Source organism: Dyadobacter sp. BHUBP1 (assembly GCF_050587785.1).
In the GTDB taxonomy this organism is placed as follows: domain Bacteria; phylum Bacteroidota; class Bacteroidia; order Cytophagales; family Spirosomataceae; genus Dyadobacter.
On sequence record NZ_JBOBIH010000010.1, the window covers coordinates 16,087 to 41,841 of the forward strand.

31 protein-coding genes are annotated in these 25,755 nt (G+C 49.0%); 11 read left to right on the forward strand and 20 right to left on the reverse strand.

Features of this window, described 5'->3' with window-relative positions; all coding sequences use genetic code 11:
• Positions 1-37 precede the first annotated feature (37 nt).
• Together ACQ4MZ_RS27355 and ACQ4MZ_RS27360 are read right to left on the reverse strand one after the other, a co-directional pair.
• A complete protein-coding gene (locus tag ACQ4MZ_RS27355) occupies positions 38-1,288 on the reverse strand; it encodes a hypothetical protein (RefSeq protein ID WP_430850590.1) in 1,251 nt (416 codons plus the stop codon).
• On the reverse strand, positions 1,285-2,556 hold the full coding sequence (locus tag ACQ4MZ_RS27360; protein ID WP_430850592.1) for a hypothetical protein: 1,272 nt from the start codon (positions 2,554-2,556) through the stop codon (positions 1,285-1,287). Before ACQ4MZ_RS27360 ends, ACQ4MZ_RS27355 begins: the two co-directional genes overlap by 4 nt.
• Positions 2,557-2,742: 186 nt before the next feature.
• On the opposite strand from ACQ4MZ_RS27360, the gene ACQ4MZ_RS27365 reads away from it, so the two are divergent.
• Entirely contained in the window at positions 2,743-3,882 is a 1,140-nt protein-coding gene (locus ACQ4MZ_RS27365; protein ID WP_430850869.1) for an acyl-CoA dehydrogenase, read from the forward strand.
• Between the two features lie 172 nt (positions 3,883-4,054).
• Positions 4,055-4,984, forward strand: a complete 930-nt coding sequence (locus tag ACQ4MZ_RS27370; RefSeq protein ID WP_090376150.1) for a helix-turn-helix domain-containing protein — start codon at positions 4,055-4,057, stop codon at positions 4,982-4,984.
• Positions 4,985-5,092: 108 nt separating this feature from the next.
• On the opposite strand, the gene ACQ4MZ_RS27375 is transcribed toward ACQ4MZ_RS27370, so the two are convergent.
• Positions 5,093-5,530, reverse strand: coding sequence for a nuclear transport factor 2 family protein (locus tag ACQ4MZ_RS27375; protein ID WP_430850594.1), 438 nt, complete (start codon positions 5,528-5,530; stop codon positions 5,093-5,095).
• 159 nt (positions 5,531-5,689) lie between these two features.
• Here ACQ4MZ_RS27375 and ACQ4MZ_RS27380 point away from each other — a divergent pair, with 159 nt between their 5' ends.
• Positions 5,690-6,079, forward strand: coding sequence for a hypothetical protein (locus ACQ4MZ_RS27380; RefSeq protein ID WP_430850596.1), 390 nt, complete (start codon positions 5,690-5,692; stop codon positions 6,077-6,079).
• A gap of 21 nt (positions 6,080-6,100) precedes the next feature.
• Here the strand turns inward: ACQ4MZ_RS27380 and nadD are convergent, their stop codons facing one another.
• From nadD to ACQ4MZ_RS27415, 7 genes are all read right to left on the reverse strand, one after another.
• Entirely contained in the window at positions 6,101-6,673 is a 573-nt protein-coding gene (nadD, locus tag ACQ4MZ_RS27385; protein WP_430850598.1) for a nicotinate (nicotinamide) nucleotide adenylyltransferase, read from the reverse strand.
• A 15-nt stretch (positions 6,674-6,688) separates the two neighbouring features.
• Positions 6,689-7,258, reverse strand: coding sequence for a guanylate kinase (gmk, locus tag ACQ4MZ_RS27390; RefSeq protein WP_430850600.1), 570 nt, complete (start codon positions 7,256-7,258; stop codon positions 6,689-6,691).
• Between the two features lie 9 nt (positions 7,259-7,267).
• Positions 7,268-7,555 (reverse strand): phosphohydrolase, encoded by a 288-nt coding sequence (locus tag ACQ4MZ_RS27395; RefSeq protein ID WP_106599622.1) that lies wholly within the window; start codon positions 7,553-7,555, stop codon positions 7,268-7,270.
• 80 nt (positions 7,556-7,635) lie between these two features.
• Positions 7,636-8,235, reverse strand: coding sequence for a sigma-70 family RNA polymerase sigma factor (locus ACQ4MZ_RS27400; RefSeq protein ID WP_015813277.1), 600 nt, complete (start codon positions 8,233-8,235; stop codon positions 7,636-7,638).
• A 221-nt stretch (positions 8,236-8,456) separates the two neighbouring features.
• Positions 8,457-8,960 (reverse strand): hypothetical protein, encoded by a 504-nt coding sequence (locus tag ACQ4MZ_RS27405; protein ID WP_291204387.1) that lies wholly within the window; start codon positions 8,958-8,960, stop codon positions 8,457-8,459.
• Positions 8,957-9,799, reverse strand: coding sequence for a rod shape-determining protein MreC (mreC, locus tag ACQ4MZ_RS27410; protein ID WP_430850603.1), 843 nt, complete (start codon positions 9,797-9,799; stop codon positions 8,957-8,959). Before mreC ends, ACQ4MZ_RS27405 begins: the two co-directional genes overlap by 4 nt.
• A gap of 81 nt (positions 9,800-9,880) precedes the next feature.
• A complete protein-coding gene (locus ACQ4MZ_RS27415; protein WP_019946014.1) occupies positions 9,881-10,906 on the reverse strand; it encodes a rod shape-determining protein in 1,026 nt (341 codons plus the stop codon).
• Positions 10,907-11,130: 224 nt separating this feature from the next.
• Between ACQ4MZ_RS27415 and ACQ4MZ_RS27420 the strand changes: the two genes are divergently transcribed.
• Genes ACQ4MZ_RS27420 through ACQ4MZ_RS27430 form a run of 3 tightly spaced genes read left to right on the forward strand, consistent with a single transcriptional unit; the run spans position 11,131 to position 14,267 of the window.
• Complete coding sequence (locus ACQ4MZ_RS27420) at positions 11,131-12,633, forward strand: GH3 auxin-responsive promoter family protein (protein ID WP_430850606.1); 1,503 nt, start codon at positions 11,131-11,133, stop codon at positions 12,631-12,633.
• A 23-nt stretch (positions 12,634-12,656) separates the two neighbouring features.
• Positions 12,657-13,817 (forward strand): 1-deoxy-D-xylulose-5-phosphate reductoisomerase, encoded by a 1,161-nt coding sequence (locus ACQ4MZ_RS27425; protein ID WP_430850608.1) that lies wholly within the window; start codon positions 12,657-12,659, stop codon positions 13,815-13,817.
• The gene (locus ACQ4MZ_RS27430; RefSeq protein WP_309992505.1) at positions 13,818-14,267 is read left to right on the forward strand and encodes a hypothetical protein; all 450 of its coding nucleotides are present in this window, start codon (positions 13,818-13,820) and stop codon (positions 14,265-14,267) included.
• A gap of 6 nt (positions 14,268-14,273) precedes the next feature.
• Here the strand turns inward: ACQ4MZ_RS27430 and ACQ4MZ_RS27435 are convergent, their stop codons facing one another.
• From ACQ4MZ_RS27435 to ACQ4MZ_RS27465, 7 genes are all read right to left on the reverse strand, one after another.
• The gene (locus tag ACQ4MZ_RS27435) at positions 14,274-15,038 is read right to left on the reverse strand and encodes a glycosyltransferase family 2 protein (RefSeq protein ID WP_430850610.1); all 765 of its coding nucleotides are present in this window, start codon (positions 15,036-15,038) and stop codon (positions 14,274-14,276) included.
• 38 nt (positions 15,039-15,076) lie between these two features.
• Positions 15,077-15,907, reverse strand: a complete 831-nt coding sequence (locus tag ACQ4MZ_RS27440) for a glycosyltransferase family 2 protein (RefSeq protein ID WP_430850612.1) — start codon at positions 15,905-15,907, stop codon at positions 15,077-15,079.
• Between the two features lie 9 nt (positions 15,908-15,916).
• Positions 15,917-16,141, reverse strand: a complete 225-nt coding sequence (locus ACQ4MZ_RS27445; RefSeq protein WP_430850614.1) for a DUF2283 domain-containing protein — start codon at positions 16,139-16,141, stop codon at positions 15,917-15,919.
• A gap of 2 nt (positions 16,142-16,143) precedes the next feature.
• On the reverse strand, positions 16,144-16,383 hold the full coding sequence (locus ACQ4MZ_RS27450; RefSeq protein ID WP_430850616.1) for a hypothetical protein: 240 nt from the start codon (positions 16,381-16,383) through the stop codon (positions 16,144-16,146).
• A 21-nt stretch (positions 16,384-16,404) separates the two neighbouring features.
• On the reverse strand, positions 16,405-17,223 hold the full coding sequence (locus ACQ4MZ_RS27455) for a phytanoyl-CoA dioxygenase family protein (protein ID WP_430850618.1): 819 nt from the start codon (positions 17,221-17,223) through the stop codon (positions 16,405-16,407).
• A gap of 96 nt (positions 17,224-17,319) precedes the next feature.
• The gene (locus ACQ4MZ_RS27460; RefSeq protein WP_430850620.1) at positions 17,320-18,255 is read right to left on the reverse strand and encodes a hypothetical protein; all 936 of its coding nucleotides are present in this window, start codon (positions 18,253-18,255) and stop codon (positions 17,320-17,322) included.
• A gap of 40 nt (positions 18,256-18,295) precedes the next feature.
• A complete protein-coding gene (locus ACQ4MZ_RS27465; RefSeq protein ID WP_430850622.1) occupies positions 18,296-19,177 on the reverse strand; it encodes a class I SAM-dependent methyltransferase in 882 nt (293 codons plus the stop codon).
• Positions 19,178-19,363: 186 nt separating this feature from the next.
• Here ACQ4MZ_RS27465 and ACQ4MZ_RS27470 point away from each other — a divergent pair, with 186 nt between their 5' ends.
• A complete protein-coding gene (locus tag ACQ4MZ_RS27470) occupies positions 19,364-20,557 on the forward strand; it encodes a M20 metallopeptidase family protein (protein WP_430850624.1) in 1,194 nt (397 codons plus the stop codon).
• Here the strand turns inward: ACQ4MZ_RS27470 and ACQ4MZ_RS27475 are convergent.
• Positions 20,520-21,281 (reverse strand): polyprenol monophosphomannose synthase, encoded by a 762-nt coding sequence (locus ACQ4MZ_RS27475; RefSeq protein WP_223406224.1) that lies wholly within the window; start codon positions 21,279-21,281, stop codon positions 20,520-20,522. The genes ACQ4MZ_RS27470 and ACQ4MZ_RS27475 overlap by 38 nt on opposite strands.
• 55 nt (positions 21,282-21,336) lie before the next feature.
• Positions 21,337-21,696 carry a DUF4296 domain-containing protein gene (locus ACQ4MZ_RS27480; RefSeq protein WP_430850626.1) on the reverse strand — a complete coding sequence of 120 codons (360 nt, stop codon included), beginning with the start codon at positions 21,694-21,696 and terminating at the stop codon, positions 21,337-21,339.
• 83 nt (positions 21,697-21,779) lie between these two features.
• On the opposite strand from ACQ4MZ_RS27480, the gene ACQ4MZ_RS27485 reads away from it, so the two are divergent.
• Genes ACQ4MZ_RS27485 through ACQ4MZ_RS27500 form a run of 4 tightly spaced genes read left to right on the forward strand, consistent with a single transcriptional unit; the run spans position 21,780 to position 25,249 of the window.
• Positions 21,780-22,673, forward strand: a complete 894-nt coding sequence (locus ACQ4MZ_RS27485) for a DUF58 domain-containing protein (protein ID WP_430850628.1) — start codon at positions 21,780-21,782, stop codon at positions 22,671-22,673.
• Entirely contained in the window at positions 22,666-23,592 is a 927-nt protein-coding gene (locus ACQ4MZ_RS27490; RefSeq protein ID WP_430850631.1) for a hypothetical protein, read from the forward strand. The genes ACQ4MZ_RS27485 and ACQ4MZ_RS27490 overlap by 8 nt, the downstream gene beginning before the upstream one ends.
• 11 nt (positions 23,593-23,603) lie before the next feature.
• Entirely contained in the window at positions 23,604-24,623 is a 1,020-nt protein-coding gene (locus tag ACQ4MZ_RS27495; RefSeq protein ID WP_430850633.1) for a VWA domain-containing protein, read from the forward strand.
• Positions 24,623-25,249, forward strand: coding sequence for a ribonuclease HII (locus ACQ4MZ_RS27500; RefSeq protein ID WP_430850635.1), 627 nt, complete (start codon positions 24,623-24,625; stop codon positions 25,247-25,249). The genes ACQ4MZ_RS27495 and ACQ4MZ_RS27500 overlap by 1 nt, the downstream gene beginning before the upstream one ends.
• Here ACQ4MZ_RS27500 and ACQ4MZ_RS27505 read toward each other — a convergent pair.
• Entirely contained in the window at positions 25,210-25,743 is a 534-nt protein-coding gene (locus tag ACQ4MZ_RS27505; protein WP_430850637.1) for a DUF2480 family protein, read from the reverse strand. The genes ACQ4MZ_RS27500 and ACQ4MZ_RS27505 overlap by 40 nt on opposite strands.
• Between the last annotated feature and the right edge of the window lie 12 nt (positions 25,744-25,755).

Below are 25,755 nucleotides of genomic sequence, written 5' to 3' on the forward strand. Positions count from 1 at the left end.
CGGAGTGGGAAGAAAACAGGATCCTTTCTTGTTAATGTTAGCTGGAAGCTGCTTCTTCCTGTTTCGGAAATGCAAGCCAGATGAAATAGCCTGTCAGGAGCACAATAGCGGTTTGCATGCTGTAATCGATGAGCAGTTCCGTCGACGCAGCGGTGTCCGAGGGCGTCATGTAGCACGGCATTCCGAGCCGCCACCAGTAAGAGGGATGCACGACACAAAGCAAGTTGAATACGAAAAGGATCGTAATCTGTGTTTTGTTCTTCCAGTCAACCACATAGAATACCAACGGGAGCAGGAAGAGAAAGATATAATTGCTGTAAGCGCTCTGTTGTACGATCATCATCGTAGCGTACAAAACCACCCATACTTTGGAAAGCATTACCCGGAAATCGGCATAGCGGAGGCGCCAGGCTGAAATGCAGGCCAACCCTACCGAGGCTACGAGGCCGATCCAATTCCAGATTTTCTCACCAACGCCTATAGAATTGTAGAACCAAGGGTTCAATATCGACGGGATATTCGGGGCACGCAATGTTTTAGCTTCATCGAGCGGCTGCATGAATTCCAGCCCGACGAGCGGGTACAGAACAGCCAGGGAGATAATGCCGATAATGGCAATAGGAATGACGAAGCGGATCTTTTGTTTTTCCAATAAAAATAAAGGCACCATAATAAGCACGAAAATGGCTTTGGTCATCAACAAACCAATGGCCAGAACGGCAGCATACCACTCTACGCGCAATGTGCGCTCCCGCAGCAGGTACGCGAGGATTACGAAAAGCCACATCCAAACGTCTTCCTGCGCACCTATCACACATAGCACGAGAGAGCCGGGCAATAGCAGGTAAATGAGCGCCCGGAACAGAAAGGTCCCCCGTGATTGGAATGGCCTGAAAAAATGGTAGGAAGCCAGTAATGCAATGCCGTCCATAACTGCCATCGTGAGCACAATCATTTTCGGACTGTACCAGAGTTTCAGCCAAATGCCGAGGAAATACGCGTACAGCGGCGAATAGGGCGACCAAAAGTCACGGTACACGACTTGTCCCAATGAAGCCTTGCTCCCCTCGTCCCAGAAGCCGTTCACATCCGAAGTCGGTTCCATATTGGCGATCAGATATACGGCGATGAATGGTAGCAGCCTCAGAAATATCCAGGCGACGGCCAGTACCGCATTCGCGGATTTTTTTTCCAGCCAGTCGGTCAGTGCGTCCTTTTTGAATAGAAATGCAGTGGTAACCAGCAATGCCGCCACGCTGATGGCGGTTTTAGCAAGGACTATATTCATGCCGTTGCCAGGGTTTGGGTGCGAACTACCTTACGATACGTTTCGCGGAGAATCCACAAGAAGCAGAGTACATTCAGGATTTGCAGCACGTACTCGAACAGGTAGGAAGCATTCGCAAACAAGCTCAGCGATGTGTACGCAGGCTGTTTGATATACACCCACACAAACGGCTGTACGACCGTAAGCCAGTTCAATGCGAGCAATACCACCACATGGGCAATCTTGCGGATATCGATGATTTCAAATAAAACGGCCATTAGGTACGCGATCACATACGCGCCCATCGCGCTGGCCTGGAAGAGCATCATGCACACGAAGCAGGCGATGAAAATGCCTGGCAGCACCTCACTGATGTGCCGGTGCCGTGCTTTGAATGCCATGTAAACCGGGATGAAAACCGTAAACAGCAAACCGAACCAGTTGACTAAGGTTGATTTCTTCTCATCCACATGGAAAACGATCTCTACAAATGGCCTTAATACCGAGAACAAATTCGGAGTCATCAGCTGCTCCGTGTGCCGGATCGGCATCAGAAACAGATCACCAATCTGCCAGTAGAGGAAACCCACCGCAGGCAGACCGATCGCTGCCATCACGAGCAGCATTTTAACGGGTTTTTTCACCATTACCAGCAGGGCCGGCAGCAGGAATATGAACGTGACTTTGATCGTCAGCAAGGTCATCGCATACAAAAGGCCTATTCCGACCTCGTAGTTGCTCCTGTTCTTGATGGTATAGCGCCAGATGAGCAGCGCGGCGCCCCAGAACCACACCTCCTCCTGACCATCCACGAGAATGTACATGAATGCAGCCGGAAGCATATAGTAAATGGAAGCCAGTTGCAGCGCTTTCGGGTTTTTGCTTTTATAGGTATCGTAGGTAAGCCAGAGAATGGCGGTTTCCATCAAAACCATGAATAGCACGATTGCCCGCGCATTGTGCCAGATCCAGACAGGTATGCTGATAATGTATGCGTAAAGCGGTGCGTGATACGACCAGAAGTCGCGGTACACGAAACCGCCGGCTTTGGCACCCTCGGCTTTGTAAAAAAAGAAAGGTATATCACCTCGTGGTTCCTCGTTGATGATGAGGAAAATGCCGATCCAGGGAATGAGCCGGAACAGCACAAAGCCTAATGTGAGAATCAGTTTATCGTTTTCCCGCTGCCATTTTGAAAACAGATCCGAACGGCTGATGGTCCAGATGATTCCGATAGTCAATGCAAGGTTGATGAGCAGCTTAATATAAAAAACGGTAAGAACGGGCATGTGTAATCTGTCGTGATCAGGGCGCAAACTTAAGACAACTTTTGTTGAAAACGTCCAGCAAAACCCAAAGTTTTAATTGGTTAGGAAATTGTATGCTTGCATACTGTTTTCGTAAATCCTATTTTTGAAAATCTTCATCCTCAAAAATCAACGTTTTCTATGTCAGCTTCCCAACCACTAACCGGAATGGATTTCAACCTCAGCGAAGAGCACCTGGCGGTGCAAGCCGCTGCACGCGACTTTGCACAATCCGAGTTATTACCCGGTGTGATCGAAAGAGATACCGCCCAGCATTTCGACCCTGCATTGTTAGGTAAAATGGCCGAAATGGGCTTTCTCGGCATGATGGTGGCGCCCGAATACGGCGGCGGAGGTATGGATACGCTTGCTTACGTGCTTGCGATGGAAGAAATATCGAAGGTGGATGCATCGGCTGGGGTAATCATGTCGGTGAACAATTCGCTGGTGTGCTGGGGCCTCGAAAAATATGGTACGGAGGAGCAGAAACAGCAATATCTGACGCGGCTTGCCTCCGGTGAGCTCATCGGTGCGTTCTGCCTGTCGGAGCCGGAAGCCGGTTCGGATGCCACTTCGCAACACACGACCGCCTTTCTGAACGGCGACCATTATTTATTGAACGGTACGAAAAACTGGATTACCAGCGGGAATACTTCATCGGTTTGCCTGGTGATTGCGCAGACGCACCCGGAGGCAAGACATAAGGGTATTAACGCCTTCATTGTTGAGAAGGGTTGGAATGGCTTCGCAGTTGGCCGTAAAGAAGATAAAATGGGCATAAGAGCCTCAGACACACACACTTTGATGTTTTCGGATGTGAAGGTGCCGGTGTCAAATCGGATCGGGGAGGATGGCTTTGGATTCAAGTTCGCGATGAATGTGCTGAATGGGGGGCGCATCGGTATTGCGGCGCAGGCGCTAGGAATCGCTGCGGGGGCTTTTGAGCTTTCCTTAAAATATTCCAAGGAGCGGAAGACATTCGGCAAACCGATTGCCGACCACCAGGCGATCCAGTTCAAATTGTCGGAAATGGCGACTAAAATTGAAGCGGCGCGGTTACTTGTTTACAAGGCCGCCCGGTTGAAAGATGAAGGGAAGGAGTACATCCAGGCGGCTGCTATGGCAAAATTGTATGCATCCGAAGTGGCGATGTGGGTGACAACAGAAGCGGTCCAGGTACACGGGGGCTACGGTTATGTGAAAGAATACCACGTCGAGCGCCTCATGCGGGATGCGAAAATCACACAGATTTATGAAGGTACCTCCGAAATCCAAAAACTTGTAATCGCCCGGGAGCTTCTTAAATAATTAGTAATTCTCCCAAAAGTCGATTTTATTCTGAATGTTGGATTAAAATAATATCAAAATATCACTTTTTTTCAAATTTTTGTGAAACTATACTTGTATTAGTTTTGTACAATTTATTAGATTTGTACAAAATTTGAAAAATCGGTCAAAACGGCCCTTAAATATATCAAGTATGGAAGACTATAATAAGATTATTGAGTCGTTGGGGGTGAAATTTGTGAAGGCCCGTCATATCAGGATTTTACAGCCCATCACAATCAAAAACTTTTATGACGTACAGAACTCCCTGACCATTCTGTACGACGGTGAAGTTTCCTTCGGATCCGATGAGCCTCAGAGGGTTGAGGAAGGGGATATGCTCTTCATTCCGGGAGGTAAGCATGCTACCGTAACATACGGAAACGGCGCGTCAGCCAAAACCGTGTCGAACGAGGAGTTCATGACTAACCGTGACAATTATATCGAAGCAGGCCACGATCCGGCATTGATCGGAAAGTTGCCAAACTCTTTCGGTTTGATATCTTTCGAAGCGAAAGTATTTGATACTGTAAACTTTTTCACGTCCCTGGACGTGCCTCCGTTCCTGATCAAACGCGACGACCAGATCGCCGCGACGATCAACCAGATCCTGACGGAAGATATGCTCGATACCCCTGGAAAGGGCCGTATCATTAAGATCAAAACCGAAGAGGTGGTGATCGAGATCATCCGTTATATTTTGAAAAACAAACTGTTCGTTGAGCAGCTCGTAACCAACAGTACGTATTTCAAAGACCCTCGTCTGATCGATATTTTCGCTTACATCAAAGACAACCTGGGCGGCGACCTGTCGAACAAGGTACTCGCCAACGTAGCGAACGTTTCGGAAGATTATGTAGGCCAGTATTTCAAAATGCTGACTGGTATTAACCCGCAGGATTACATCGAATACCAGCGCATGGAAAAGGCGGTGGACCTGCTTCGCACGTCGAAGAAAAGCATCCGCGCGATCGGTTCCGATGTGGGTTACAAAGACACCGCTTATTTCTGCCGCCGCTTCAAGATGATGTTCGGTATCCCGGCCGGAAAAATGCGTCGTCGCGAATCGCTGATGAATGTTTAGAATGTAATGTTAGACTATAATTGAAAAAGAGAACTGGTTCCGGTTCTCTTTTTTTTATGCCCCGTAAGCTGCATTTTCGGCGCTTTACGACGTACGGAATGCCTTGCTTCATTGCGCGGGCGTCAGTTGCACGGTGGTAACCTTCCATTTCCCGCCCGAGCGCACGCACACGCTCGTGTAGGCGACGTTACCGCTGAAGCCGTTGTTCTGAATCCTCGCGCTTACATTCCAGAAGCCCTGCACTACCGCGACATCGCCATACGTACGCGTGCGGGTGCCTGTGAGCATACCCGAATCGACAATAATGTAGCCTTGTCCGATTGCCTGCTGTAGTGCACGGCCGTCGATGGTCTGTCCATTGTAATTGGTCACAGTAAAGTCATTGGAAATAAGGTTACCGACAGCCGCCCCATTTTCATCCAGCATTGCCTGGAAAAACAGGTTGGAACAATCGGTACCGTCGACGGGCTGCGTGACGTTGTCTTGGGCTGATGCGGCCAGTGTCGCGAATGTCACGAGAAAGATGGTCAGGAGTTGTTTCATCATGTAGTCTGGTATGGTCAGGTGTTGTCAGATATGGTCAGGTATTGTCAGGTATAGTCAAGTGTGGTTGGGTGTTGTTGGTTTGAGAGCGTGCGATTTTTAGCAATTTTCTCGCATTGTATGGCTAGATTCGCCTCGGTTTTGAATGAACGAATTATGACAATGAAATTATCTATAAAAATCCTCTTGACCGCATTGATCGGTATTGTTGCCAGCTGTTCGAGCGCACCTGATAAATTGGGCAACCTGGATCTTAAAAAGTGGCGTGGCGACCGTGGCGGCTGCAACGGCATCCGCAAAGGCCTGGAAAGCGATTTTAAGAATGCTGAAAATGAATTGAAAGGGAAGTTCGCCGACACGATCGGCGAGATATTGGGCAGGCCGGATATTCATCAGCTCGGCGAGCGGAATACCAAATTCTACGTTTATTTCCTCGAAAAGGGGCCGCAATGCGAGAATATGCAAGCCAAATCGGACGCGCGTAAGGTACTATTGAAATTCAATGCGGTAGGATTGCTATCGGAGATTACTTACCAGGACAGGCCGCTCTGATGTCAGAACCGGCCATTCCGGCTATTGATAGAACTTCTTGATCTTAATCAGCTGCTCCACCGGCTCAGGCACCATGTAGCGGATCGACTGGCCTTTCTTAACGCAGGCGCGAAGGAATGTGGCTGAAATGTCCAGCAAGGGCGCTTCCACGAACTTCACGTCCGGATGGTTCCCGAATGCGTGCGGCTTTGAATTGGGCCGTGGGTAAACATACAGGCCCGTGTATTCCAAGATCTTGTCGTAATTCTTCCAGTTCGGGAATTGCGCCAGGTTATCTTCCCCCATGATCAGCTTGAATTGATGCTGAGGGAATTTCTCCTGTAACCTCACCAATGTATCGATGGTATAACTTGGCTTGGGCATGTGGAATTCAATGTCGTTAGCCCGAAACAATGTATTATCCGAAATAGCGCGTTGCACAAGGTCGAAACGATCGAATTCGTGCAGGAGGCTACTGTTTTTTTTGAACGGGTTTTGCGGGCTCACGATAAACCAGACCTGCTCGAGGTCGGTGGTAGTAGCCATCGTATTGGCAATGATCAAATGACCGACATGAATAGGATTGAACGATCCGAAAAACAGGCCGATCTTCATTGCTCAGACTAAATTTTAGGATTGGATGAATGCCTGAACGAGATCTTCCGCTTTAGCCAGCGTTTCGTCCAGTTCATCATTGACAAGAACTACGTCGAACTCGTGCTCGAAGCTTTGCTCGTAACGCACTTTGGCCAGGCGTGTAGCCAATGTTTCGGCCGTTTCGGTACCGCGGCCCGACAGGCGGCGTTTGATTTCTTCATCGGAGGTAACCTTTACGAATACGGCGAGTGCGGCGTCGCCATATGCTTCTTTCAGTTTCAATCCTCCTTTCACATCCACATCGAAGAGGACGTGTTTGCCTTCATCCCAAAGGCGCTGTATTTCTGATTTGAGTGTGCCGTAGTAATTACCGGCGTAAACTTCCTCCCATTCCGCAAACTGCTGATCCGCTATTTTCTGACGAAAATCCTGCAAGGTCAGGAAGTAGTAATCTTTGCCGTCTATCTCGTAATCGCGGCGCGGGCGCGTACATGCCGAGACAGAAAATGCCAGTTGCTGTGTGTATTTATTTAAAAGATGCCTTACGATGGTGGTCTTTCCGGATCCGGAAGGGGCAGAAAATATGATAAGCTTACCTTTCACTCGAACAGATTAACTGTTAATTTTTGAAATAATCGTATTGAGAATACTGTCCGGGCAAGGTTTCTTGACAATTTTCATGTTGAGGGAATCCTTGATGCACTTTTCCAGGCGATAGGCCTCGATACAAGGGATGCATTTATCCATATTTTCGCGGAAGTGGTCCTTCTCTGCTTCGCTCGCCTCGTCATCCAGGATTGCCTGAATGATTTTCATACACTCAGCATGGTGCTCGCAGGTATGCTTCATTTGTTTTTGCGCAACTTCTGTTACAGAAGGCGTCGTGGAAGATGCATTCATTAGTTAAAATGAAAAAGAATAATGGAATATTGTACAGTTGTACCCTATAACCGAAGAGGTTGCAAAAAAAGTTTCACAACCTATGAATCATATCCCATTGAGCTCGCGTAGCTTCTGAGTTTTTCTTTCAGGAGGTTACGTGCGCGGTGCAGTCTGGACCTCACTGTTCCGATAGGAATGTCCAGGATTTTGGCCATCTCTTCGTAGGTGAAACCCTCGATGTCGCAGAGAATGATGACCGTTCTGAAGTCGACAGGCAGGGCGTTGAGTGCGTTCGCAACTTCATCGCCGATCAGTTCCTGTACAGCATCGGCACGGAGATCTACGGTATAAGTGGTATCAGATGCCTCCTCAGAGTTATAGGTCGTTTCAACTTCCTGATAATCAACTTTGGAAGGTTCTTTACTTTTTTTACGGTAGTCGTTGATGAAGCTGTTTTTGAGGATCCTGAAAAGCCATGCTTTTGCGTTGGTACCCTGTTCAAATGAAGATATAAAACGGAACGCCTTCAGATATGTGTCTTGAACCAGGTCGTTAGCATCGTCTTCATCCATGGTGAGGCGGAAGGCGAAGTTATACATGGAGTCAATGTGTGGCATGAACTCGCGGTTAAATACTTCATAACGAAGATCGTCCGTGTATTCATTAGTCGTGAGCGTTTCTGACATGGCAACTAACATAGGAATGCTGAATTTACAAAGATTAATAACAGCTCCAATTCGTACAAATTAAAATTTGATAAATGGCTGAATGGAGCGTCCTAACTGCCCTTATTTCACGATAAAATTAAAAAGAGCTGGGATGAATAACCTGCCTCCCAAACGGTGTCGCCTCGTATCGTTAATTTAATGTTACTACATCAAATTCCGAGCCAAAAACGAGGCTCCGCCAAAATGTCATGCTAGCGTTTGGAGAAGAGTTCCAGCAGGATAATGAGGATGGTTGTGAAGAGGGTGCTGGCGCCGATGCGGATCAGTGTGTAAAGGATCATTCCAAAATTGTTCATTTCCATTAGGAACAACATCGAATGGTGGATCAGGATCAGCGGGAAAATGTATGAGACGAATGCCCCCAGCCCTTGCGCACGTATGCCTACCTCCGCGCGCTCGGCCCCGCGCGATTTCATCTGGTAGTGGATCAGGAATGGCCTCAGGTAGGCAATCAGCACCGTCGCCGATGCATGCATACCGAAAGTATTTGAGAAAACATCCACTACAAAGCCCACGGCGAACGCGATGAGCAACGTATACATCCGGTCCATGTCCGCGGGCAGCAGCAAAATGGCCGCGATGTAAATGAAGCAGAACGCGTAGTTGAAGAGCACGATATTCCGCATGAAGAAGATCTGCAAAAATAGATAAAGCAGGATCATCAGGGAATATTGTATCGCCTCGCGTAAGCTCATTTTTTCAGGTCTATGGTTTTGGCTTTAAGATTTTCTTGTTCTACAAGTTGGTGATTTTGTACCACATACACGTATGACAGGTTCCGGAAATCGGTCGCCAGTTTCAGCACGATATTGTAAAATGTCTGGTTCGGGTTCACGGCTACGCTCTGCACTTTTCCGACCATGATATTCGGCGGGAAAACCGAGTTCTGGTCGGACGTTACGGCAGAGTCACCCTTATAGACTTTGGTATACTTCGAAACATCGATCATGTCGATGAAATTAGGGTCCTTCCCGTCCCATTTCGCATAACCGATTTCCTTGCTGCGCACGAGTTTGGATGACACCATGAAATTCGAATGCAGAATGGATGTAATGACCGAGTAATGTTCGGAACAGAACCGCACCTTGCCCACTACTCCTGTGGCGGAAATGACGCCCATGCCGGGTTTAATGCCATGTGCGGTGCCTTTGTCGATCGTAATGACGTTGTTTGCCTTGTTGGTTTCGTTATCCACCACTTTCGCAACGGTATACGTAAACCGCGCCGCAAACGCCGAGTCCGGCACATAACCGGCAGGCAACTGGCTTGGATTGGTCTGGCTCAACTTTGCCACGAGCGCATGCAAATGTGCATTCTCGCTCGCGAGGTCGGCATTGATCTCGTCCAGCTTGGTATAATCGCGCACCGAGTTCGAAAACGCGAGCGTTTTAGCGACGTAGTAATTGGAAGTATTAAAATAGGTTGCTCCCCAGTAGGTATTGTTGCGCACGATCATCCAGACACTGAGCACTTCCAGCAGCACAAATACCAAAAAGAAACGATTCCGGACAACGAAATCAACGAGTTGGAGCATGGGGTTAAATGTTCACGCGCAGTTTATCAACCCCAAAAATAGAAATCTTTTTTTCCAATTGATGAACTGCGCGCTCCGATCCTACGAAATCAGTACAGGCTTGTATAGTTCGAGGTTTTTGAGGACTTCCCCGGTACCTTTTACTACGGCCTTCAACGGATCGTCGGCGATGTGTACGGGCAGCTTGGTTTTCTGGGCGATACGTCTGTCGAGGCCGTGGATCAATGCGCCACCGCCTGTGAGGTAAATACCGTTCTTGAAAATGTCGGCAGAAAGCTCGGGTGGAGAAATTTCGAGGGCTTTCATCACACCCTCCTCAATTTTGGAGATCGATTTATCGAGAGAATAAGCGATTTCGCTGTAAGTGACGCGGATTTCCTTTGGAATACCGGTCATAAGGTCGCGGCCGCGGATCTGGTAGTCGTCCAATGGGATTTCCAGCTCCGGAGAAGCCGAACCGATCGCCATTTTGATCAATTCCGCAGAACGCTCACCGATCAGCAGGTTGTGTTCGCGGCGCATATAGTCGACGATATCGCGCGTGAAAACGTCGCCTGCGATACGTACCGACTGCTCGCAGACGATACCCGACAATGCGATTACCGCGATTTCGGTAGTACCGCCGCCAATATCGACGATCATTACCCCGTTTGGCTGCGTAATATCGATACCGATACCGATCGCCGCTGCGATAGGCTCGTGTACCATGTAGACTTCCTTCGCACCGGCGTGCTCGCAGGAGTCTTTTACCGCACGTTTTTCAACCTCGGTAATTCCCGAAGGAATACAAACCACCATGCGGTGAGAAGGAGTGAAGAAACGGCTGCCGGTGTCGATCATTTTGATCATCCCGCGGATCATCATTTCGGCCGCGGTAAAGTCGGCGATCACCCCGTCTTTGAGCGGACGGATTGTTTTTATATTCTCGTTCGTCTTTTCATGCATTTGCATTGCCGTATGGCCAATCGCCAGCACTTTGCCGGTGGTTTTGTCCATAGCAATGATCGACGGCTCATCAACAACAACAGTATCTTTATGGATGATTAAAGTATTGGCAGTACCTAAATCGATCGCTATATCGCTCGTCAAAAAATCAAACAATCCCATATATATTTTTAAAAACTTTTGCTCCCTTTGATTTCAGGATGGCAAAATTACAGATTATTAACCACAAACAAAGGCATTTAAAAAATTTCGGTATGCGGTATCCGAAGGGCGTAAAACTAGTTGCAAAGGGCTTTCCGATAGGCCTTCCAGGCGGGTTCCGAGCGGCTTTCCAAGCGGTTTTAAAATCATGGAATTTGTAATTCCTGCGTACATTTGTTTTCACTATGGGAATCAGATCAGTTTTAAGCAGGCCGCTGGCCCGTTACATTGTCAAGCAGCAACAGGAATGGATCGCGAGAAGTGTTGAGGTCCAGGAAAAATGGAGGTCGGAGCTGGTAAAGAAGGCCGCTGACACGCAGTTTGGAAAAGACCATTTTTTCAGAGACATTCATAGCTATTCCGATTTCAGGGAAGCCGTTCCAGTGTATGATTATGAAGATCTGAAACCTTACGTGGAGAAAATAAAATCCGGGGAAAGTGATATTTTGTGGCCGGGTAAGCCACTTTATTTTGCCAAAACATCGGGAACTACTTCGGGTACCAAATACATCCCGATTTCCAAAGATTCCATCTCCAATCACATCGACTCGGCGCGTAATGCCATTTTGACGTATATTGAAGAGACTCAAAAAGCTGATTTTCTGGATAATAAGCTGATTTTCCTCTCTGGTAGCCCGATACTGACAGATACTGGCGGGGTACTGACAGGCCGCCTGTCAGGCATTTCCAACCACCATGTGCCGGGCTACCTGCGCTCGAACCAGCTGCCGAGTTACGAAACGAATTGCATCGAAGACTGGGAAACCAAGCTCGACAAGATCATCGACGAAACGCTCGACCAGCGGATGTCGCTCATCTCGGGCATTCCGCCGTGGGTTCAAATGTATTTCGACCGCATTATCGAGCGGACAGGCAAGAAAATCAAAGATGTGTTCCCTGACTTCTCACTGTTCATTTATGGCGGGGTAAACTTCGAGCCTTACCGAGCCAAATTGTTCGAGTCCATCGGCAAGCGCATCGATTCAATTGAGCTGTACCCGGCTTCCGAAGGATTCCTCGCTTACCAGGACAAGCAGAATGACGAAGGCCTCCTGCTTTTGCTCGATACCGGCATTTTCTTCGAATTTATTCCCGTAGAAAACTATTTCGATGAGAATCCGCGCCGATTATCCATCGGTGAAGTGGAAGTAGGCAAAAATTATGCGGTAATAGTCAATAATAATGCGGGACTGTGGGGTTACTCGCTCGGCGATACCGTCAAGTTTGTCTCGATTGACCCCTACAAAGTACTGGTAACGGGCCGGATCAAGCATTTCATTTCCGCATTCGGCGAGCACGTGATCGGCGAGGAGATTGAAAAAGCATTGAAATACGCATTGGAAAGGCATCCTGAAACAGAAGTGATCGAATTGACCGTCGCGCCGATGGTAAATTCGACGGATGGCGGCCTTCCCTATCACGAATGGCTCGTGGAATTTGCTAGGAGGCCGAATGACATGGAGCAATTCGCGAACGATCTCGACCGCAGACTAACGGAGCTCAACATTTATTACAAAGACCTGATCACCGGAAGTATCCTGCGCCGGCTTGAACTCACGCCGCTGCGCAAGAACTCTTTCATCGACTACATGCGCGCCAATGGAAAGCTCGGTGGCCAGAATAAGGTGCCGCGCCTTTCCAACGACCGCAAAATCGCCGACGAACTGACCCGGCTGAACCAAAATTGACCGAACCTAACAGTGAGAATGCAATGAAAAAAAGAGTAGCCATTTTAGGTTCGACCGGTTCCATCGGTACCCAGGCCCTCGAAGTGATCGCGGCGCATCCGGGAATTTTCTCGGTTACCGTGCTAACCGCCGGCGGCAATGCGGATCTGCTCATCGAGCAAGCGGTGAAATTCAAGCCGGAGGAGGTTGTTATTTGCAATGAAGCGCATTATGAAAGGGTCAAAGCCGCCCTTTTTCCTTTCAATATCAAAGTTTACAGCAGCGCATCCGCGTTGGTTTCAGTCGTGGAATCGGACCATGTGGATGTGGTACTGACCGCTATGGTGGGTTATGCCGGCCTTCTGCCGACCATTCACGCCATCAAAGCGGGGAAAGACATCGCACTAGCCAATAAAGAAACGCTCGTAGTAGCCGGCGAAGTGATTACCGCGCTGGCAAAGCAGCATAATGTCAGTATTTACCCCGTCGATTCGGAGCATTCGGCCATTTTCCAATGCCTCACGGGAGAACAGGACAATGCGATTGAAAAAATCATACTGACCGCATCGGGCGGACCGTTCCGCGGCAAAGACCGTGCATTCCTCGCGCACGTAACGAAGGCGCAGGCGCTCAAACACCCGAACTGGAGCATGGGCGCGAAGATCACGATCGACTCCGCGACGCTGATGAACAAGGGCCTGGAAGTGATCGAGGCGAAATGGCTTTTCGATTTGAAGGCTTCACAAATAGAGGTGATTGTGCATCCGCAGAGCATCGTGCATTCGCTCGTGCAGTTTGAGGACGGCAGTATCAAAGCACAAATGGGGCTACCTGATATGAAATTGCCCATTCAATATGCCCTTAATTATCCGCAAAGGCTTAAATCGGATTTCCCTCGGTTCAATTTTATGGATTACCCGACGCTGACTTTCGAGAAGCCTGATCTGCAGACCTTCCGTAACCTGGCGATCGCATATGAAGCCTTGGAAAAAGGCGGAAATGCGGCTTGCATCGTCAATGCGGCTAATGAAATTGCCGTTGACGCATTCCTGCACGATAAGATAGGTTTTCTGGATATTTCGGACGTTATTGTCGAGAGCCTTGCCAAAATCGCGTTTGTCGGGAATCCTTCGATTGAGGATTATGTTCAGACGAACGAGGCGACAAGGCGTTTTGCTTCTGAAATGATACAGGTTAAAGTCTAAATGAAAACCACCTTTTTGAAATACCTGTCTGTTGCGCTTGCCAGTACATTGAAATTCTTCGGAGGGCCGATTGCGGGGGTTGTGCTTAAACTAACCTGGATAGAAACCGCCCTGTGCTCGGCTGTGGGCATGATGTTCACGGTGTTCGTGCTCACGTACGTAGGGGGCGCGATCCGTAACCTCATTCAGAAATACCGTAAAACGCCGCCCAAAAAATTCACCAAAACCAACCGCATTGCCGTCAATATCTGGCGCAAGTTCGGGATTGTAGGCATTGCGTTCCTTACGCCGCCACTATTCACGCCGCTTTTCGGGCCTATTCTGGCCGTTGCATTCCGCGTGCCCAAGGGTTCGATATTCCTGTGGATGTCGGCCAGCGCGCTCGTGTGGGGGCTGGCGATCTCCTACATCGCCCACAAAATGACATTTATCCAGGAGTGGATTAAATAAGTTGTATTACCTGCTGACTTCCTTTTTAGGAGCAGCGGTTTTCTTCATAAAGTCGCCTTGCGAGAAGTATTTTTCGATGAGGCAGTACATCAATATAAAGAAGTACCGGCTACCCATTTCCTTGATTTTCAGCTTCGATTCGCCGTATTTCCGGTTTGTCCAGCTATTAGGGACCACGGCGTAGTTATAGCCACGGACAATGGCTTTGAGAGGTAGTTCAATGGTCAAATTGAAGTGAGGGGCCAGAAAAGGCTTGATGCCTTCGATGGTTTCGCGCTTGTAGAGCTTGAATGCATTGGTCGTATCGTTGTATTTAATACCCATTACCATGCGTACAATGGCATTCGCTACCCGGTTGATCACCTTTTTCAATACGGGATAGTCGATCACCTTGCCGCCTTTTTCCCAACGAGACCCGAAAACACAGTCGTAATCGCCTTCCAGCATTTTGTAATAGAACTTCACGAGGTCTTCGGGATCGTCGGACATATCGGCCATGAAAACGGCCACGCAATCGCCTTTGAAGCGTTCAAGCCCGTAACGTACCGCATAACCAAAGCCATTGGGGCCCGGATTGGTGTAATAAACCAGTGTGGGAATTTGAAGGGAAAGCTCGTCCAGTACGCGCAATGTCCCGTCCTTCGAATTGTCGTTGGTGACGCAGATTTCGTGGGGTATATTGTACTTATTTAATGTATTGTGTAAAGATACAAGCGTGTGAGTGATCGATTCTTCTTCGTTATATGCTGGTATTACGACGCTTAGCTTCATAAATGTGTTATGTGTTAAACAGTACAAATTAAAGATTATTAATTCGAACTGCCAATTTTTTCATGGCTGGCAAGGAGCTCATCATAGCGTTGCAGGGTTTTGGTGACTGTCGAATTATAGCGCCCTTCAAGCCATTTACCCACGTTTTCAAACATCTCCTTTCTGTTTTGTAAAAACTTAAAATTGGTGTGTGCATGTACATTGCTCAGGCCTGCGCTGTGCTTGCGGTACACGCCCATGACCTCATTTAAATACCCGATTTTACCCCTCGCAGCGAGCTGGAACATGATCGCCCAGTCGCCTGCTGCGGCCCTGGCGTGCCATTCGGCAAAATCTTCGGTGAGGAAATGGTTACGGTAAACCCAGCTGGCCGTAGCCATAAACCATTTGTCTTCCAGCAGATCTTCGATGGTAGAAACGGCTTTCTGATCGGGCGCATTGAAAAAATGCGAGGGAGAACCGTCTTCGTAAATGACTTCCATATTGTGATGACATACGGCGAAATCAGGGTTCTGATCAAGGAAATCGACCTGTTTTTGCAGTTTTAACGGGTCAGTCCAGTAATCATCGCCTTCGCACATCGCTACGTATTCGCCCCGGCAGGCTTTCAGCAATTGCAGCACATTATTTCTTCCGGCAAACTCACGAGGTTCTTTGGGCCCCTGGTTTTCGGAATGCAGAAAAGCCCGGATAATGCCGGGCCTTTCTGCGTCATATTTACGGATAATCTCCGGCGTCGCGTCGGTCGAAGCATCATCCCCGATTACAATTTCAAAGTTGAAGCTGGTTTGCTGCATGAATGCACCTTCCAGCATTTGACCAATGTATTGCTCGTGGTTGTACGTCGGTACGCAAACGGAAAGTTTCATTGAGTAGTATTAAATGGCAACGAGTTGCTTAACGGAATCGCCATTGATCTGATGGAACGACAGGCCGTGCACATTGGTAAAAGATTTGGCATGCTCGATGGTCATTGAAACCGGATTGCCATTTTCGTCCAGATCGACCAGCATATTCTCATTCAAATCATCCGTAGCCACTACCGGGTTCTGGTTGAAAATGAGTAACAATGTATCCGTATCCTCAAAATATCGAATGTCCATAGCTATTTTCCCGGTTTAAATGATCTGTCAAAGAATGCATTATGAACTGTGACACCGTCTTCGAGCAGAACGATGCGTAAATACTTTTGGTTCTCGGCAATCTTTGCCCAGCGCCTAATGCGCCCGTCGGATTGGATCTCTTCCTTTTCAGGATGCGTGAAAACGTATTCGATCCATTCCAGCTTGATTTCCTGACGATCCGGCCGATCGCGTGTAAACAGAAAGTACTGTGTGAACTTCATCCGCCGGATTCATCTTGTTTCTTAGCTAAAAACCTCTTTCAGCTGCTCCACCGTCGGGAAGTTCGGGGTTACGAGCTCTGTTTCAGGTTTGTAAATGTACGCCATCGGGTAGCCGCGCTCGATGAAGGTCGGTTCGTCGAGGTTGTTGTAACGCAGCTGCACCGACCAGCGGATGTTGTTCGTAATGTTATTGCCCGATTGGTGGATCAGGAATGCGGAGAAAATCAGGATATCGCCGACTTTGAATTCCGTTTGAATAAAATCTTCATCCTTTAATTCAACAGTAATACCTCCCTGATAACCGGAAGTGGAAGACGCCTGCAAGCCGATCTTGTGGCTGCCCGGAATTACCTGCAATGCACCGATATCCGCGCCGGCATCGACCATCGGAAACCAGATCACCGCGCTGTCGAGCGAGCCCTGGCCGGTGCGCCAGTCCTGGTGCGCATCCAGTTTCCAGTGTTTGCTGCCGTCTTTGGACAAAAAGCGGCTGTTGAACTGCATGGCAGCCCTTGCACCGATAATTGGGGAGGATAGGCCGACTTCTTTCAACAAATTTTCAATAACCGGGTCCACGCCGAGCCGGTGCAGCGAGAAGGAATGCTGTACGGTTTTACCGGTGCTCACAAATCCGTCGAAATCCTTTTCGAAAAACTCGAACATCGCATTCTCGAAAGTATCGCGGTCGTCGATATCGACGGTTTTGCCGGTTACGCGTTTGATCTGCGTCGCAAATATTTTGCGGGCTTCGGTGTATATTTCATTAATAACGCCCTTATCGAGGTAGTTTCTCAAAAGGACATAACCATCGCGGTTGAACTGCTCCTGAAGTGTACTCATTGTGCGATCACGTTTGTGACATTTAATGGTGATTTCTTCAAAATTATCTCGCCATTGTTGTTGAGGTTATGACTAGCCTCAGTTTGATTCAGAATATTAATCTTCCCAAACCGCATAGCCAAAGCCGGCCGCACCGAAGCCATTACCATTATAAAGCAGGTAACGCTTGCCATTGTGCTGGTAGAAATTGGCGTAATCGATCATTTCGTAGTCGAAATCTTCCGGGTTGTCGGATTTCGCGATGCCTACCAAATGATCTTTGCGCTCCCAGTTGGTACCATCGGCAGACTCGGCGTAGCCCAGGCGGTAGCTCTGGTTGCGGTCGGTACGATAGTCGCGGGAGTGACGGTAGGAATAGTACATTTTGTAAACGCCGTCTTCCTTAAACACGCTCGGGCGGCCTACTGCGTGCAGGAAATCGTCAAAATCCAATGTCGGAATGTCGCTGATCTCCCAGTGGATCCCGTCTTTGGAAGTAGCCGATTGTGCGCGGTAGTAAGGCTCGGGATAATCGTGGATCATCTCGCATTTGTGGCCCGAAATGTACCACATCCGCCAGGTACCGTCATCGTCGATGAGAACCGAAGGCTGCGCGGCCCAGAGCGGGTTTTGAATGCTGCGGTCCATAATCGGCCCGCGGAACATCTTTTTGAAAGTCAGACCTCCATCGTGGCTTACCGAGAGCCCCATGGAAAGCCGGTAGGAGTTCCAGGTACGGTTCCAGCCGGTGTAGTAAAGCCAGATGTCACCGTTCGGCCGGTCCACAAACCAGGCTGGCATAGCGCCGGTTTCGTCGTATTCACCCGGGCCGCCGAGTTCGAGCACAGGCTTGTCGTGTACGTAGAGGATCTTTTTGGGGTCGTCGTAATCTACATCGATGAACGTCGGCCGCGACTGTGTGCTCGAATCCCTCGTCGAGAAATAGATCCTCAGAAAATCCTTGTGTTTATAGGCAAATGGCACCTGCGCATGGCTCTGACTGTGCGCCAGACTGCCGTCAGGTTTATAAATAACTCCTTTTTTAACCCACATTGGAACGTTGAATTTTTGGTATTGAATAATGGCGTAATGCTCAGTCGACTGCCTTTTCAGCCCGCAGGCGCCAGTTATCAACGAAATCTTTACCCGGGATCGGCAGATCGATATCCACTTCCGGGGCCTTCGCGGTTACGCGGTATTCCATTACATAAAATGCATTACCAAACACATAATGCAGCTTAAAGTTCTCGATATTGGCCGGAACATCTTCAAGCGGCACCTCGGCACGGAACAACGGATTCGCTTTCAGCAAAGTAGCGTAAGTAGGGGCATTCCGAAGCCATGGGGCCACGCTTTCATCACCTACTACCACTTTTCCACCCGGTTTCACCACGCGGGTCAGCTCGTCGAATGCACGTTTGCGCTCCGAGAAAGTGTTAATGCCGCCGAAATGGAACACGGCGTCGAAAGTATCGTCCGGGAATGGCAGGTAAGAGCCATTTCCAAGGAAGTAATGCACGTTCAAATCGTCGGTAACGAGTTTTTCCTGTGCGAGTTTCAGCATGTTAGGCGAAAGATCGGAAAGAACAGCCGTACCGCCGGGTCTTACTTTATCGAGAATCAATGCAGAATCCTTACCGGTTCCGGCGCCTACTTCGAGGGCTTTCATACCGGGTTTCAGCTCCATCAGATCGATGAAAAAGCGGCGGGTAGCGGCTTCGTCGGAATGGTTCAGGGTTTCGAAAACCCAGGAAACGCCGCGGTCGTAGCGAAGGAAAGCCTGGTCGTACAGATATTGTTCACGGGCATCTTCGGGCAGCAATTCTTTGGGATACAGCATGTTGACAATGCCTGTATCGCCTACTTCATAAACTGTGCCGTCTTCGCTTTTGAGAGATTTGCCGTCTTCGGCTATGGTTAAAGGGGTTCCTGTGCGTGGACAAACCAATGATTCTAAAAACTCCTGTTGATTCATTTTTTGCGTGTCTGATTGATTCATATCTGGTCAAAATTACCCTTTTTCTTTGGAACACCAGCCAATGCCGGCTGCGTTCTTAGCAAATGGGCGATGTGTTTTTGGTTGTATGGTAACGATACCACGCCATTTTTTTATTATTACCTTTGAATGTTTTGTAAAGACAACCCGTAGTACTTCCATATCATGTCCCAGCTTCAGGAAAAAATCAAAGCGCTTGCCAAGGATCAGTCGCAAGACATCATTGCTCACCGCCATCATTTGCATAGTAACCCCGAGTTATCATTTGAAGAGTTCAAAACGGCGAAATACGTTGCATCGGAACTCACAGCAATTGGTCTTCAACCCGAAGAAGGCATTGCCGGAACGGGCGTGGTAGCGATCATCGAAGGACGTAACCCGGGCAAGAAAATCGTCGGCCTGCGTGCCGATATGGACGCATTGCCGATTCTCGAAGCGAATGACGTTCCCTATAAATCAAAGGTCCCGGGCGTGATGCACGCATGCGGGCACGACGTGCATACATCGTCGCTCCTGGGCACGGCGCGTATCCTGCACACGTTGCGCGAGGAGTTTGAAGGGACTATTAAATTGGTATTCCAACCGGCTGAAGAAAAGGCACCGGGCGGGGCTTCACTGATGATCAAAGAAGGCGTGCTCGAAAATCCACGCCCTGCCAGCATGGTAGGCCAGCACGTGGCACCGAATATTCCGGTGGGTAAAATCGGTTTCCGCGAAGGCATGTACATGGCCAGCACGGACGAATTGTATTTGACCGTAAAAGGCAAAGGCGGCCACGCAGCGGCACCCCATCAGCTGGTAGACCCTGTGCTGATGGCTTCGCACATTATCGTAGCATTGCAGCAGATTATCAGTCGTAACCGTAACCCGGCAAACCCGTCGGTATTGTCATTCGGCCGGTTTATTGCCGATGGCGTTACGAATGTGATTCCAAACGAAGTGACTATCCAGGGAACATGGCGCTGCATGGACGAGGAATGGCGTGAGGACGGCCTGCGCCGCATGAAGAAAATGGCCGAAAGCATCGCCGAAGGTATGGGCGGAAGCTGCGAATTTGAGATCGTGAAAGGTTATCCATTCCTGAAAAACCATCCTGAGCTTACCCGACGTACCAGAACCGCCGCCGTAGGCTACATGGGTGCGGAGAATGTCATCGACCTCGACCTTTGGATGGCCGGAGAAGATTTTGCCTTCTACTCACAGGTGGTTGATTCCTGCTTCTACCGCCTCGGAACGCGCAATGAGGCACGCGGAATTATCTCCGGCGTGCACACACCTACATTCGATATCGACGAAAGCGCACTCGAGATTTCGACCGGCCTTATGAGTTGGCTGGCAATTTCTGAGCTGAATGCTTAGGGATATACCTTTTAAAATAGCTGTTGAGTTTCAAAGTGATCACACCAAAGATGGCTTCCTTGAAAATGCCTTTCGACATTTTTGAGGCGCCTTTGGTGCGGTCGGTGAAGATGATAGGCACCTCTGTTATGCTGAAACCGTATTTCCAGGAGTTGAACTTCATCTCGATCTGGAATGCGTAGCCGATGAAACGGATGTTGTCGAGATTGATCGTGTTCAGAACTTTGGCCGTGTAGCAAATGAAGCCGGCCGTTGGGTCCATAATCGGCATCCCGGTGATCATCCGCACGTAATACCCTGCAAAATAGGACATCAGCACGCGGTTAATAGGCCAGTTCACCACATTTACCCCCGTAATATACCGCGAACCGACAGCTACATCGTGGCCTTCGTTCGCACATGCATTGTAGAGGCGTACCAGGTCCTCTGGCGGATGCGAGAAGTCGGCGTCCATTTCAAAAATATAATTATACCCTTTTTCGAGCGCCCATTTGAAGCCGTGGATGTAAGCGGTACCCAGGCCTAGTTTTCCCTTTCTTTCTACGAGGTGAAGTCCCGAAAATTCCTTCATTAACTCCTTGACAACCCCCGCGGTGCCGTCCGGCGACCCGTCGTCTATGATCAACAGATCAAACGGATGATTCAGGCTAAAAACCTTCCGGATGATGGCTTCAACATTTTCAAGTTCGTTGTAGGTAGGGATAACTACAATGCAATCGTTCACAGAAATTGTCCAGTTTAGAAGTTAAATGCGTAGTATAGAGCGCGATACGAAATTTTCAGAGCTTAATATTATTACTTTTCTCCCGATCCTCAATTTTCTTGTTCACTTTTTCGTAAATGGTGGTCATGCGTTCGGGATGGCTCATGTAGTAAGCGTAGCTTTCGCGATAGGCCGTGGTATCAACTTTGTGTTTTTTCCAGATATCACTTTTCAAACGGTTGAAAATCATGAGCGACGAATCGAGCGATTTCAGCTGTAAACGGTTCACGCGCGACTCTGCCAGGTGGATGTCGGTCAGAATGGTGGCCATTTTTTCCTCAGATAATGTCCCTTTGGGCGGCGTTTCGTCTTCGGAACAGGCCGAAAACAGGAGCATAAAAAGGGTCAGGAGGCTTATAACGGTCGTGAATTTCATCGCAGGGCGTAGCTTACTATCAAAATACCTATCTTTGTTTAGGTACACCAGACGACAAAGGTGGTAATTTTTTTGCAAAACTTATGTTTGAGCAGTTTCTGGGGAAGTTGAGGAAGTATGAAATCCGGATGCGGAAAGCGGTGACCAGCGAGCGTCACGGCAACTTTCATTCGGTGTTCAAAGGGTCCGGCCTGGAATTCGACGACCTGCGCTTGTACCAGTACGGCGACGACGTGCGGGCGATCGACTGGAACACCTCTGCGAAAGGTCACGGCACATTTGTCAAGATTTTCAAAGAGGATAAGGAGCAAACGGCCTTCTTCATGCTCGACGTGAGCGCATCGCAGCAGGTAGGGGAGATCAAGAAGCTCAAAATCGATATTGCGAAAGAAATATGCGGGGTGCTCACGCTCTCGGCCATTCAGGAGGCGAGCCGCGTCGGCTTGCTATGCTTTTCGGACCGTAACGAGCGGTACATTCGCCCTTCGGACGGCATGAAGCATGGTTACGGCCTCATTTCGGAACTTTACAAACTCGTTCCCGAATCGACCAAGACCAATATCGCCGAGGCCATTCTCGTTGCATTGAATGTGCTACGCCGTCGCAGCCTGATATTCCTGATCTCGGATTTTATCGACAACAATTACCAGCACAACCTCAAAGCCCTCGCCCGCAAACACGATCTTATTGTGATCCATTTGTATGATTCGAGGGAGGTGAATTTGCCGGGGCTGGGCATTATCCCGCTTTACGACGCCGAGAAGAAGACCACCGTGTGGGTAAATACCTCTTCGCGCCAGTACCGTGAGGAAATGGCCAATCGCTTCGGAAAAAGAAGTGCCGAGCTCCAACGGTTGTGCCATCAGAACCGCGCCGACTATATTTCCATCAATACCCAAGAGGATTATGTGCCGGCGCTGATCCATTTGTTTAAGGTGAGGCGTTATACCAAAAGTACGGCACCATCCAATGGCTAGGGTTTTTCAGGTATTCTTTTTGGTAGCAACAGGCTTTTTGCTGTGTTTCTCGGGCATCGCAAGAGACGCACGCAAACAGCGGATTACCCCTAAAGGTGTTTTCCAGACCGATAGCGTGGAAGTGGGCAAGCCCGTTTATTTCTCCCTTAGCGTACGCCACAGTCCTGAATCCGAGATTTTCTTTCCGGACAGCACCTATGATTTCTCGCCTTTTGAACTGGTATCTCAAAGGATTTTCGTGTCCAGCACCGACGCACGCGGCACGCTCGATAGTGCGGTTTATCACCTCGTTTCTTTTGACGTATCGAAGGTCCAAAAGCTGCGATTACCTGTCTTTGTATTCCAGAAGAAGGATTGCACGGCCGTTTTCACCACTTCCGACTCCGTTCTGCTCGTTAAAAGCAACAACATTGATCTCAGTAAAAAAACCGTATTGAAAGAAGAAACAACGCTGGCCGCGCTGAGCCGGGAGTTCAATTTTTCGATGCTGATCGGCTCCGTCGCGTTGATTATCGGTGTGGTAGGAAGCATTTACTGGGTTTTCGGGCGCGATATTTACAAGCAATGGCAGTTGCTCAAATTGCAGCGCCGGCATCTCGAATACGTTCGCTCGTTCAACCGCCTCATGCGCAGCGCACGAGAGAAGGGCAATATCAAGGACGCCGAAAAGGCTATTATCATTTGGAAAAACTACCTGGAAAGGTTAGAGAAAAAGCCGTTTGCGACTTATACCACAAGAGAAATCATTGATAATATGCCCGACGACGAACTGGCCGATGCATTGAAAAACATGGACAGTATCGTGTACGGGCAAAGCCGGTCAGGCAATATGGATAAACACCTGGAAGTGCTCAAAACAGGTGCCACGCGTTTGTACCGGGCGAAAAGGAAGTTTATACTCGACAGCCCCGTCGTATAATCGGGTATTGAATGGAAAACTGGTTTTCACTGGAATGGTTTGGATACAGCACGCTGAGGTCGTACGAATGGGTGTATCCCTATTTCCTCTATTTGCTGCCGCTGGTTCCTTTTCTATTTTGGTTGAGGAATGCATTGCATCGCAAGCACAAGCAACGGCTCACGATTACCTACACGTCGGTCACAGGCTTCCGCAGCTGGCTCACTTTGCTGCGGTTTGTACAACCGGTTTGCGTGGGCTTTGCGATATGCCTCATTTTGGTGGCATTGGCACGGCCGCAGGTAGTTTCGGAGCGGAGAGACCAGTATTCAGAAGGTATTGACATTGTGCTTCTGCTGGATATTTCGGATTCGATGATCGAAAAGGACCTGAGTCCCAATCGCCTCGAAGCTGCCAAAAGAATGGCGAGGCAGTTTATCAAAGGCAGGTTGCAGGACCGAATCGGGCTTATTGTCTTCGCAGGGGAAGCCGTATCGCTCTGTCCGCTCACTACCGATTACGAATTACTGTACGGTTTTCTCGACGAGGTCAATCCGAGCCTCATTCCCACTCCCGGGACGGCGATCGGCAGTGCGTTGGCGGTGGCTGTGAACAGGATGCGTGACACACCGGGGGAGAGCAAGGTGGCGATCCTGATCAGTGACGGTGATAATACATCCGGTAACCTCGGCCCGACGACTTCGGCTCAGCTCGCCAATGCATTTGGCGTGAAGGTTTATACAATTTCAGTGGGGCGACCCAAAAAAATGTCGAAAGCAGACACCACAGCTCATGCAGGAGCATTAATGGATGAAGGCGAGCTGCAAAATATTGCGGGAATCGGTAACGGGAAGTATTTTCGTGCTACCGATAATACGACGCTGGAAACGGTTTTTAAACAGATTGACCAGCTCGAAAAGGTAAAGTCGCGTGACGTGCTGTCGCGCGATGTGAAGGATTACTATCGCGTTTACCTCTATTGGGCAGTTACGTTGCTGTTGGTGGCGATCGGGACGAAGAGTACATTTATGGCCAATATTCTGGAAGATTAATGCTGAAAGCTTATTACAATATCGACGCCGTCGAGGCAGGGCTGGACGAAGTGGGGAGGGGCTGCCTGGCAGGACCGGTAGTGGCCGCGGCGGTGATTTTGCCGCGCGATTATAAGCATTCATTTCTCAACGATTCCAAGCAGCTCACCAAAGCGCAGCGTTTGGAACTGGAAAAGGAAATCATCCGCGAGTCGGTCTCCTGGGCGGTGGCGGAGGTAGATAATGTTGAAATTGATAAAATCAATATCCTGAAGGCGAGTTTCCTGGCTATGCACCGGGCGGTAGACAAGCTAAGGGTGCGTCCCGAGCATTTACTCGTTGATGGTAACCGCTTCACGCCTTATCCGATGATCCCGCATACCTGTATTATCAAAGGCGATGCGCATTACCTGTCGATCGCGGCAGCGTCAGTTTTAGCAAAAAATTACCGGGATGAGCTGATGGCCAACCTTTCCCGGCAATTTCCGCATTATGGTTGGGAGCAAAATGTAGGCTACCCGACCGTCCATCACCGCAAAGCGATCGTGCTGCACGGCCCATGTTCCTATCACCGGATGACGTTCAAACTGATTAAGGAAGAAGGTGATCAATCGGTAGAGGAAACCGAAGATTTAGGCTTCTTGTAAAGCGGCACCGTGCTGCAAGGCTCTCCGAACATCAGGCTTTGGACAACGGGTTTCAGCAATTTGCTCACTGCCACATAGGCTGAGACAGGCACATTTACCTTGCTGCAACCTTTTACTACCACGCGTTTTCCTGCAAATTCTTCCACATTCAGTTTGCTGATTGCGTCGGCGAAGAGCTTGTCTTCCAATGCGTTCAAATCCCCGAAAACAAATGCATTTGCATAAGGTTCGAGCTGTACGGCGAGGAGCATGTATGCCCATGTAGGCACAATGGCGTCCTCGGAGCAGATAATCGCCACATTTTTGCCCTGGTACTGCGTCCAGTCATGGCTTTTAAGAAAGTCGCGGAAATCCTTTTCGCGCAGGATCATTCCCTGCCAGAGGTTGTCCTTGATATCGTAAACAATGCGTTCGCCAGGATGGTAAAGCTCTTCAAGATCCAGTGAGATAATGCCGCTGGTAGCAACCCGGTTTACTATTTCGTCAGTTTCCATGCTAAAAATCCA

What these genes read in the sequence shown, in the direction of transcription:
- ACQ4MZ_RS27425 (WP_430850608.1), top strand. Translation starts at nt 12,657, where the DNA reads ATGAAAAAAAGAGTAGCCATTTTAGGTTCGACCGGTTCCATCGGTACC.
- ACQ4MZ_RS27430 (WP_309992505.1), top strand. Translation starts at nt 13,818, where the DNA reads ATGAAAACCACCTTTTTGAAATACCTGTCTGTTGCGCTTGCCAGTACA.
- ACQ4MZ_RS27455 (WP_430850618.1), bottom strand. Translation starts at nt 17,223, where the DNA reads ATGAGTACACTTCAGGAGCAGTTCAACCGCGATGGTTATGTCCTTTTG.
- ACQ4MZ_RS27445 (WP_430850614.1), bottom strand. Translation starts at nt 16,141, where the DNA reads ATGGACATTCGATATTTTGAGGATACGGATACATTGTTACTCATTTTC.
- ACQ4MZ_RS27415 (WP_019946014.1), bottom strand. Translation starts at nt 10,906, where the DNA reads ATGGGATTGTTTGATTTTTTGACGAGCGATATAGCGATCGATTTAGGT.
- ACQ4MZ_RS27490 (WP_430850631.1), top strand. Translation starts at nt 22,666, where the DNA reads ATGGCTAGGGTTTTTCAGGTATTCTTTTTGGTAGCAACAGGCTTTTTG.
- ACQ4MZ_RS27450 (WP_430850616.1), bottom strand. Translation starts at nt 16,383, where the DNA reads ATGAAGTTCACACAGTACTTTCTGTTTACACGCGATCGGCCGGATCGT.
- ACQ4MZ_RS27375 (WP_430850594.1), bottom strand. Translation starts at nt 5,530, where the DNA reads ATGATGAAACAACTCCTGACCATCTTTCTCGTGACATTCGCGACACTG.
- ACQ4MZ_RS27470 (WP_430850624.1), top strand. Translation starts at nt 19,364, where the DNA reads ATGTCCCAGCTTCAGGAAAAAATCAAAGCGCTTGCCAAGGATCAGTCG.
- ACQ4MZ_RS27395 (WP_106599622.1), bottom strand. Translation starts at nt 7,555, where the DNA reads ATGAATGCATCTTCCACGACGCCTTCTGTAACAGAAGTTGCGCAAAAA.
- mreC (WP_430850603.1), bottom strand. Translation starts at nt 9,799, where the DNA reads ATGCTCCAACTCGTTGATTTCGTTGTCCGGAATCGTTTCTTTTTGGTA.
- ACQ4MZ_RS27365 (WP_430850869.1), top strand. Translation starts at nt 2,743, where the DNA reads ATGGATTTCAACCTCAGCGAAGAGCACCTGGCGGTGCAAGCCGCTGCA.
- ACQ4MZ_RS27465 (WP_430850622.1), bottom strand. Translation starts at nt 19,177, where the DNA reads ATGAATCAACAGGAGTTTTTAGAATCATTGGTTTGTCCACGCACAGGA.
- ACQ4MZ_RS27400 (WP_015813277.1), bottom strand. Translation starts at nt 8,235, where the DNA reads ATGTTAGTTGCCATGTCAGAAACGCTCACGACTAATGAATACACGGAC.
- ACQ4MZ_RS27495 (WP_430850633.1), top strand. Translation starts at nt 23,604, where the DNA reads ATGGAAAACTGGTTTTCACTGGAATGGTTTGGATACAGCACGCTGAGG.
- ACQ4MZ_RS27485 (WP_430850628.1), top strand. Translation starts at nt 21,780, where the DNA reads ATGTTTGAGCAGTTTCTGGGGAAGTTGAGGAAGTATGAAATCCGGATG.
- ACQ4MZ_RS27480 (WP_430850626.1), bottom strand. Translation starts at nt 21,696, where the DNA reads ATGAAATTCACGACCGTTATAAGCCTCCTGACCCTTTTTATGCTCCTG.
- ACQ4MZ_RS27440 (WP_430850612.1), bottom strand. Translation starts at nt 15,907, where the DNA reads ATGAAACTTTCCGTTTGCGTACCGACGTACAACCACGAGCAATACATT.
- ACQ4MZ_RS27505 (WP_430850637.1), bottom strand. Translation starts at nt 25,743, where the DNA reads ATGGAAACTGACGAAATAGTAAACCGGGTTGCTACCAGCGGCATTATC.
- ACQ4MZ_RS27360 (WP_430850592.1), bottom strand. Translation starts at nt 2,556, where the DNA reads ATGCCCGTTCTTACCGTTTTTTATATTAAGCTGCTCATCAACCTTGCA.
- ACQ4MZ_RS27420 (WP_430850606.1), top strand. Translation starts at nt 11,131, where the DNA reads ATGGGAATCAGATCAGTTTTAAGCAGGCCGCTGGCCCGTTACATTGTC.
- ACQ4MZ_RS27380 (WP_430850596.1), top strand. Translation starts at nt 5,690, where the DNA reads ATGAAATTATCTATAAAAATCCTCTTGACCGCATTGATCGGTATTGTT.
- nadD (WP_430850598.1), bottom strand. Translation starts at nt 6,673, where the DNA reads ATGAAGATCGGCCTGTTTTTCGGATCGTTCAATCCTATTCATGTCGGT.
- ACQ4MZ_RS27460 (WP_430850620.1), bottom strand. Translation starts at nt 18,255, where the DNA reads ATGTGGGTTAAAAAAGGAGTTATTTATAAACCTGACGGCAGTCTGGCG.
- ACQ4MZ_RS27370 (WP_090376150.1), top strand. Translation starts at nt 4,055, where the DNA reads ATGGAAGACTATAATAAGATTATTGAGTCGTTGGGGGTGAAATTTGTG.
- ACQ4MZ_RS27435 (WP_430850610.1), bottom strand. Translation starts at nt 15,038, where the DNA reads ATGAAGCTAAGCGTCGTAATACCAGCATATAACGAAGAAGAATCGATC.
- ACQ4MZ_RS27355 (WP_430850590.1), bottom strand. Translation starts at nt 1,288, where the DNA reads ATGAATATAGTCCTTGCTAAAACCGCCATCAGCGTGGCGGCATTGCTG.
- ACQ4MZ_RS27405 (WP_291204387.1), bottom strand. Translation starts at nt 8,960, where the DNA reads ATGAGCTTACGCGAGGCGATACAATATTCCCTGATGATCCTGCTTTAT.
- ACQ4MZ_RS27500 (WP_430850635.1), top strand. Translation starts at nt 24,623, where the DNA reads ATGCTGAAAGCTTATTACAATATCGACGCCGTCGAGGCAGGGCTGGAC.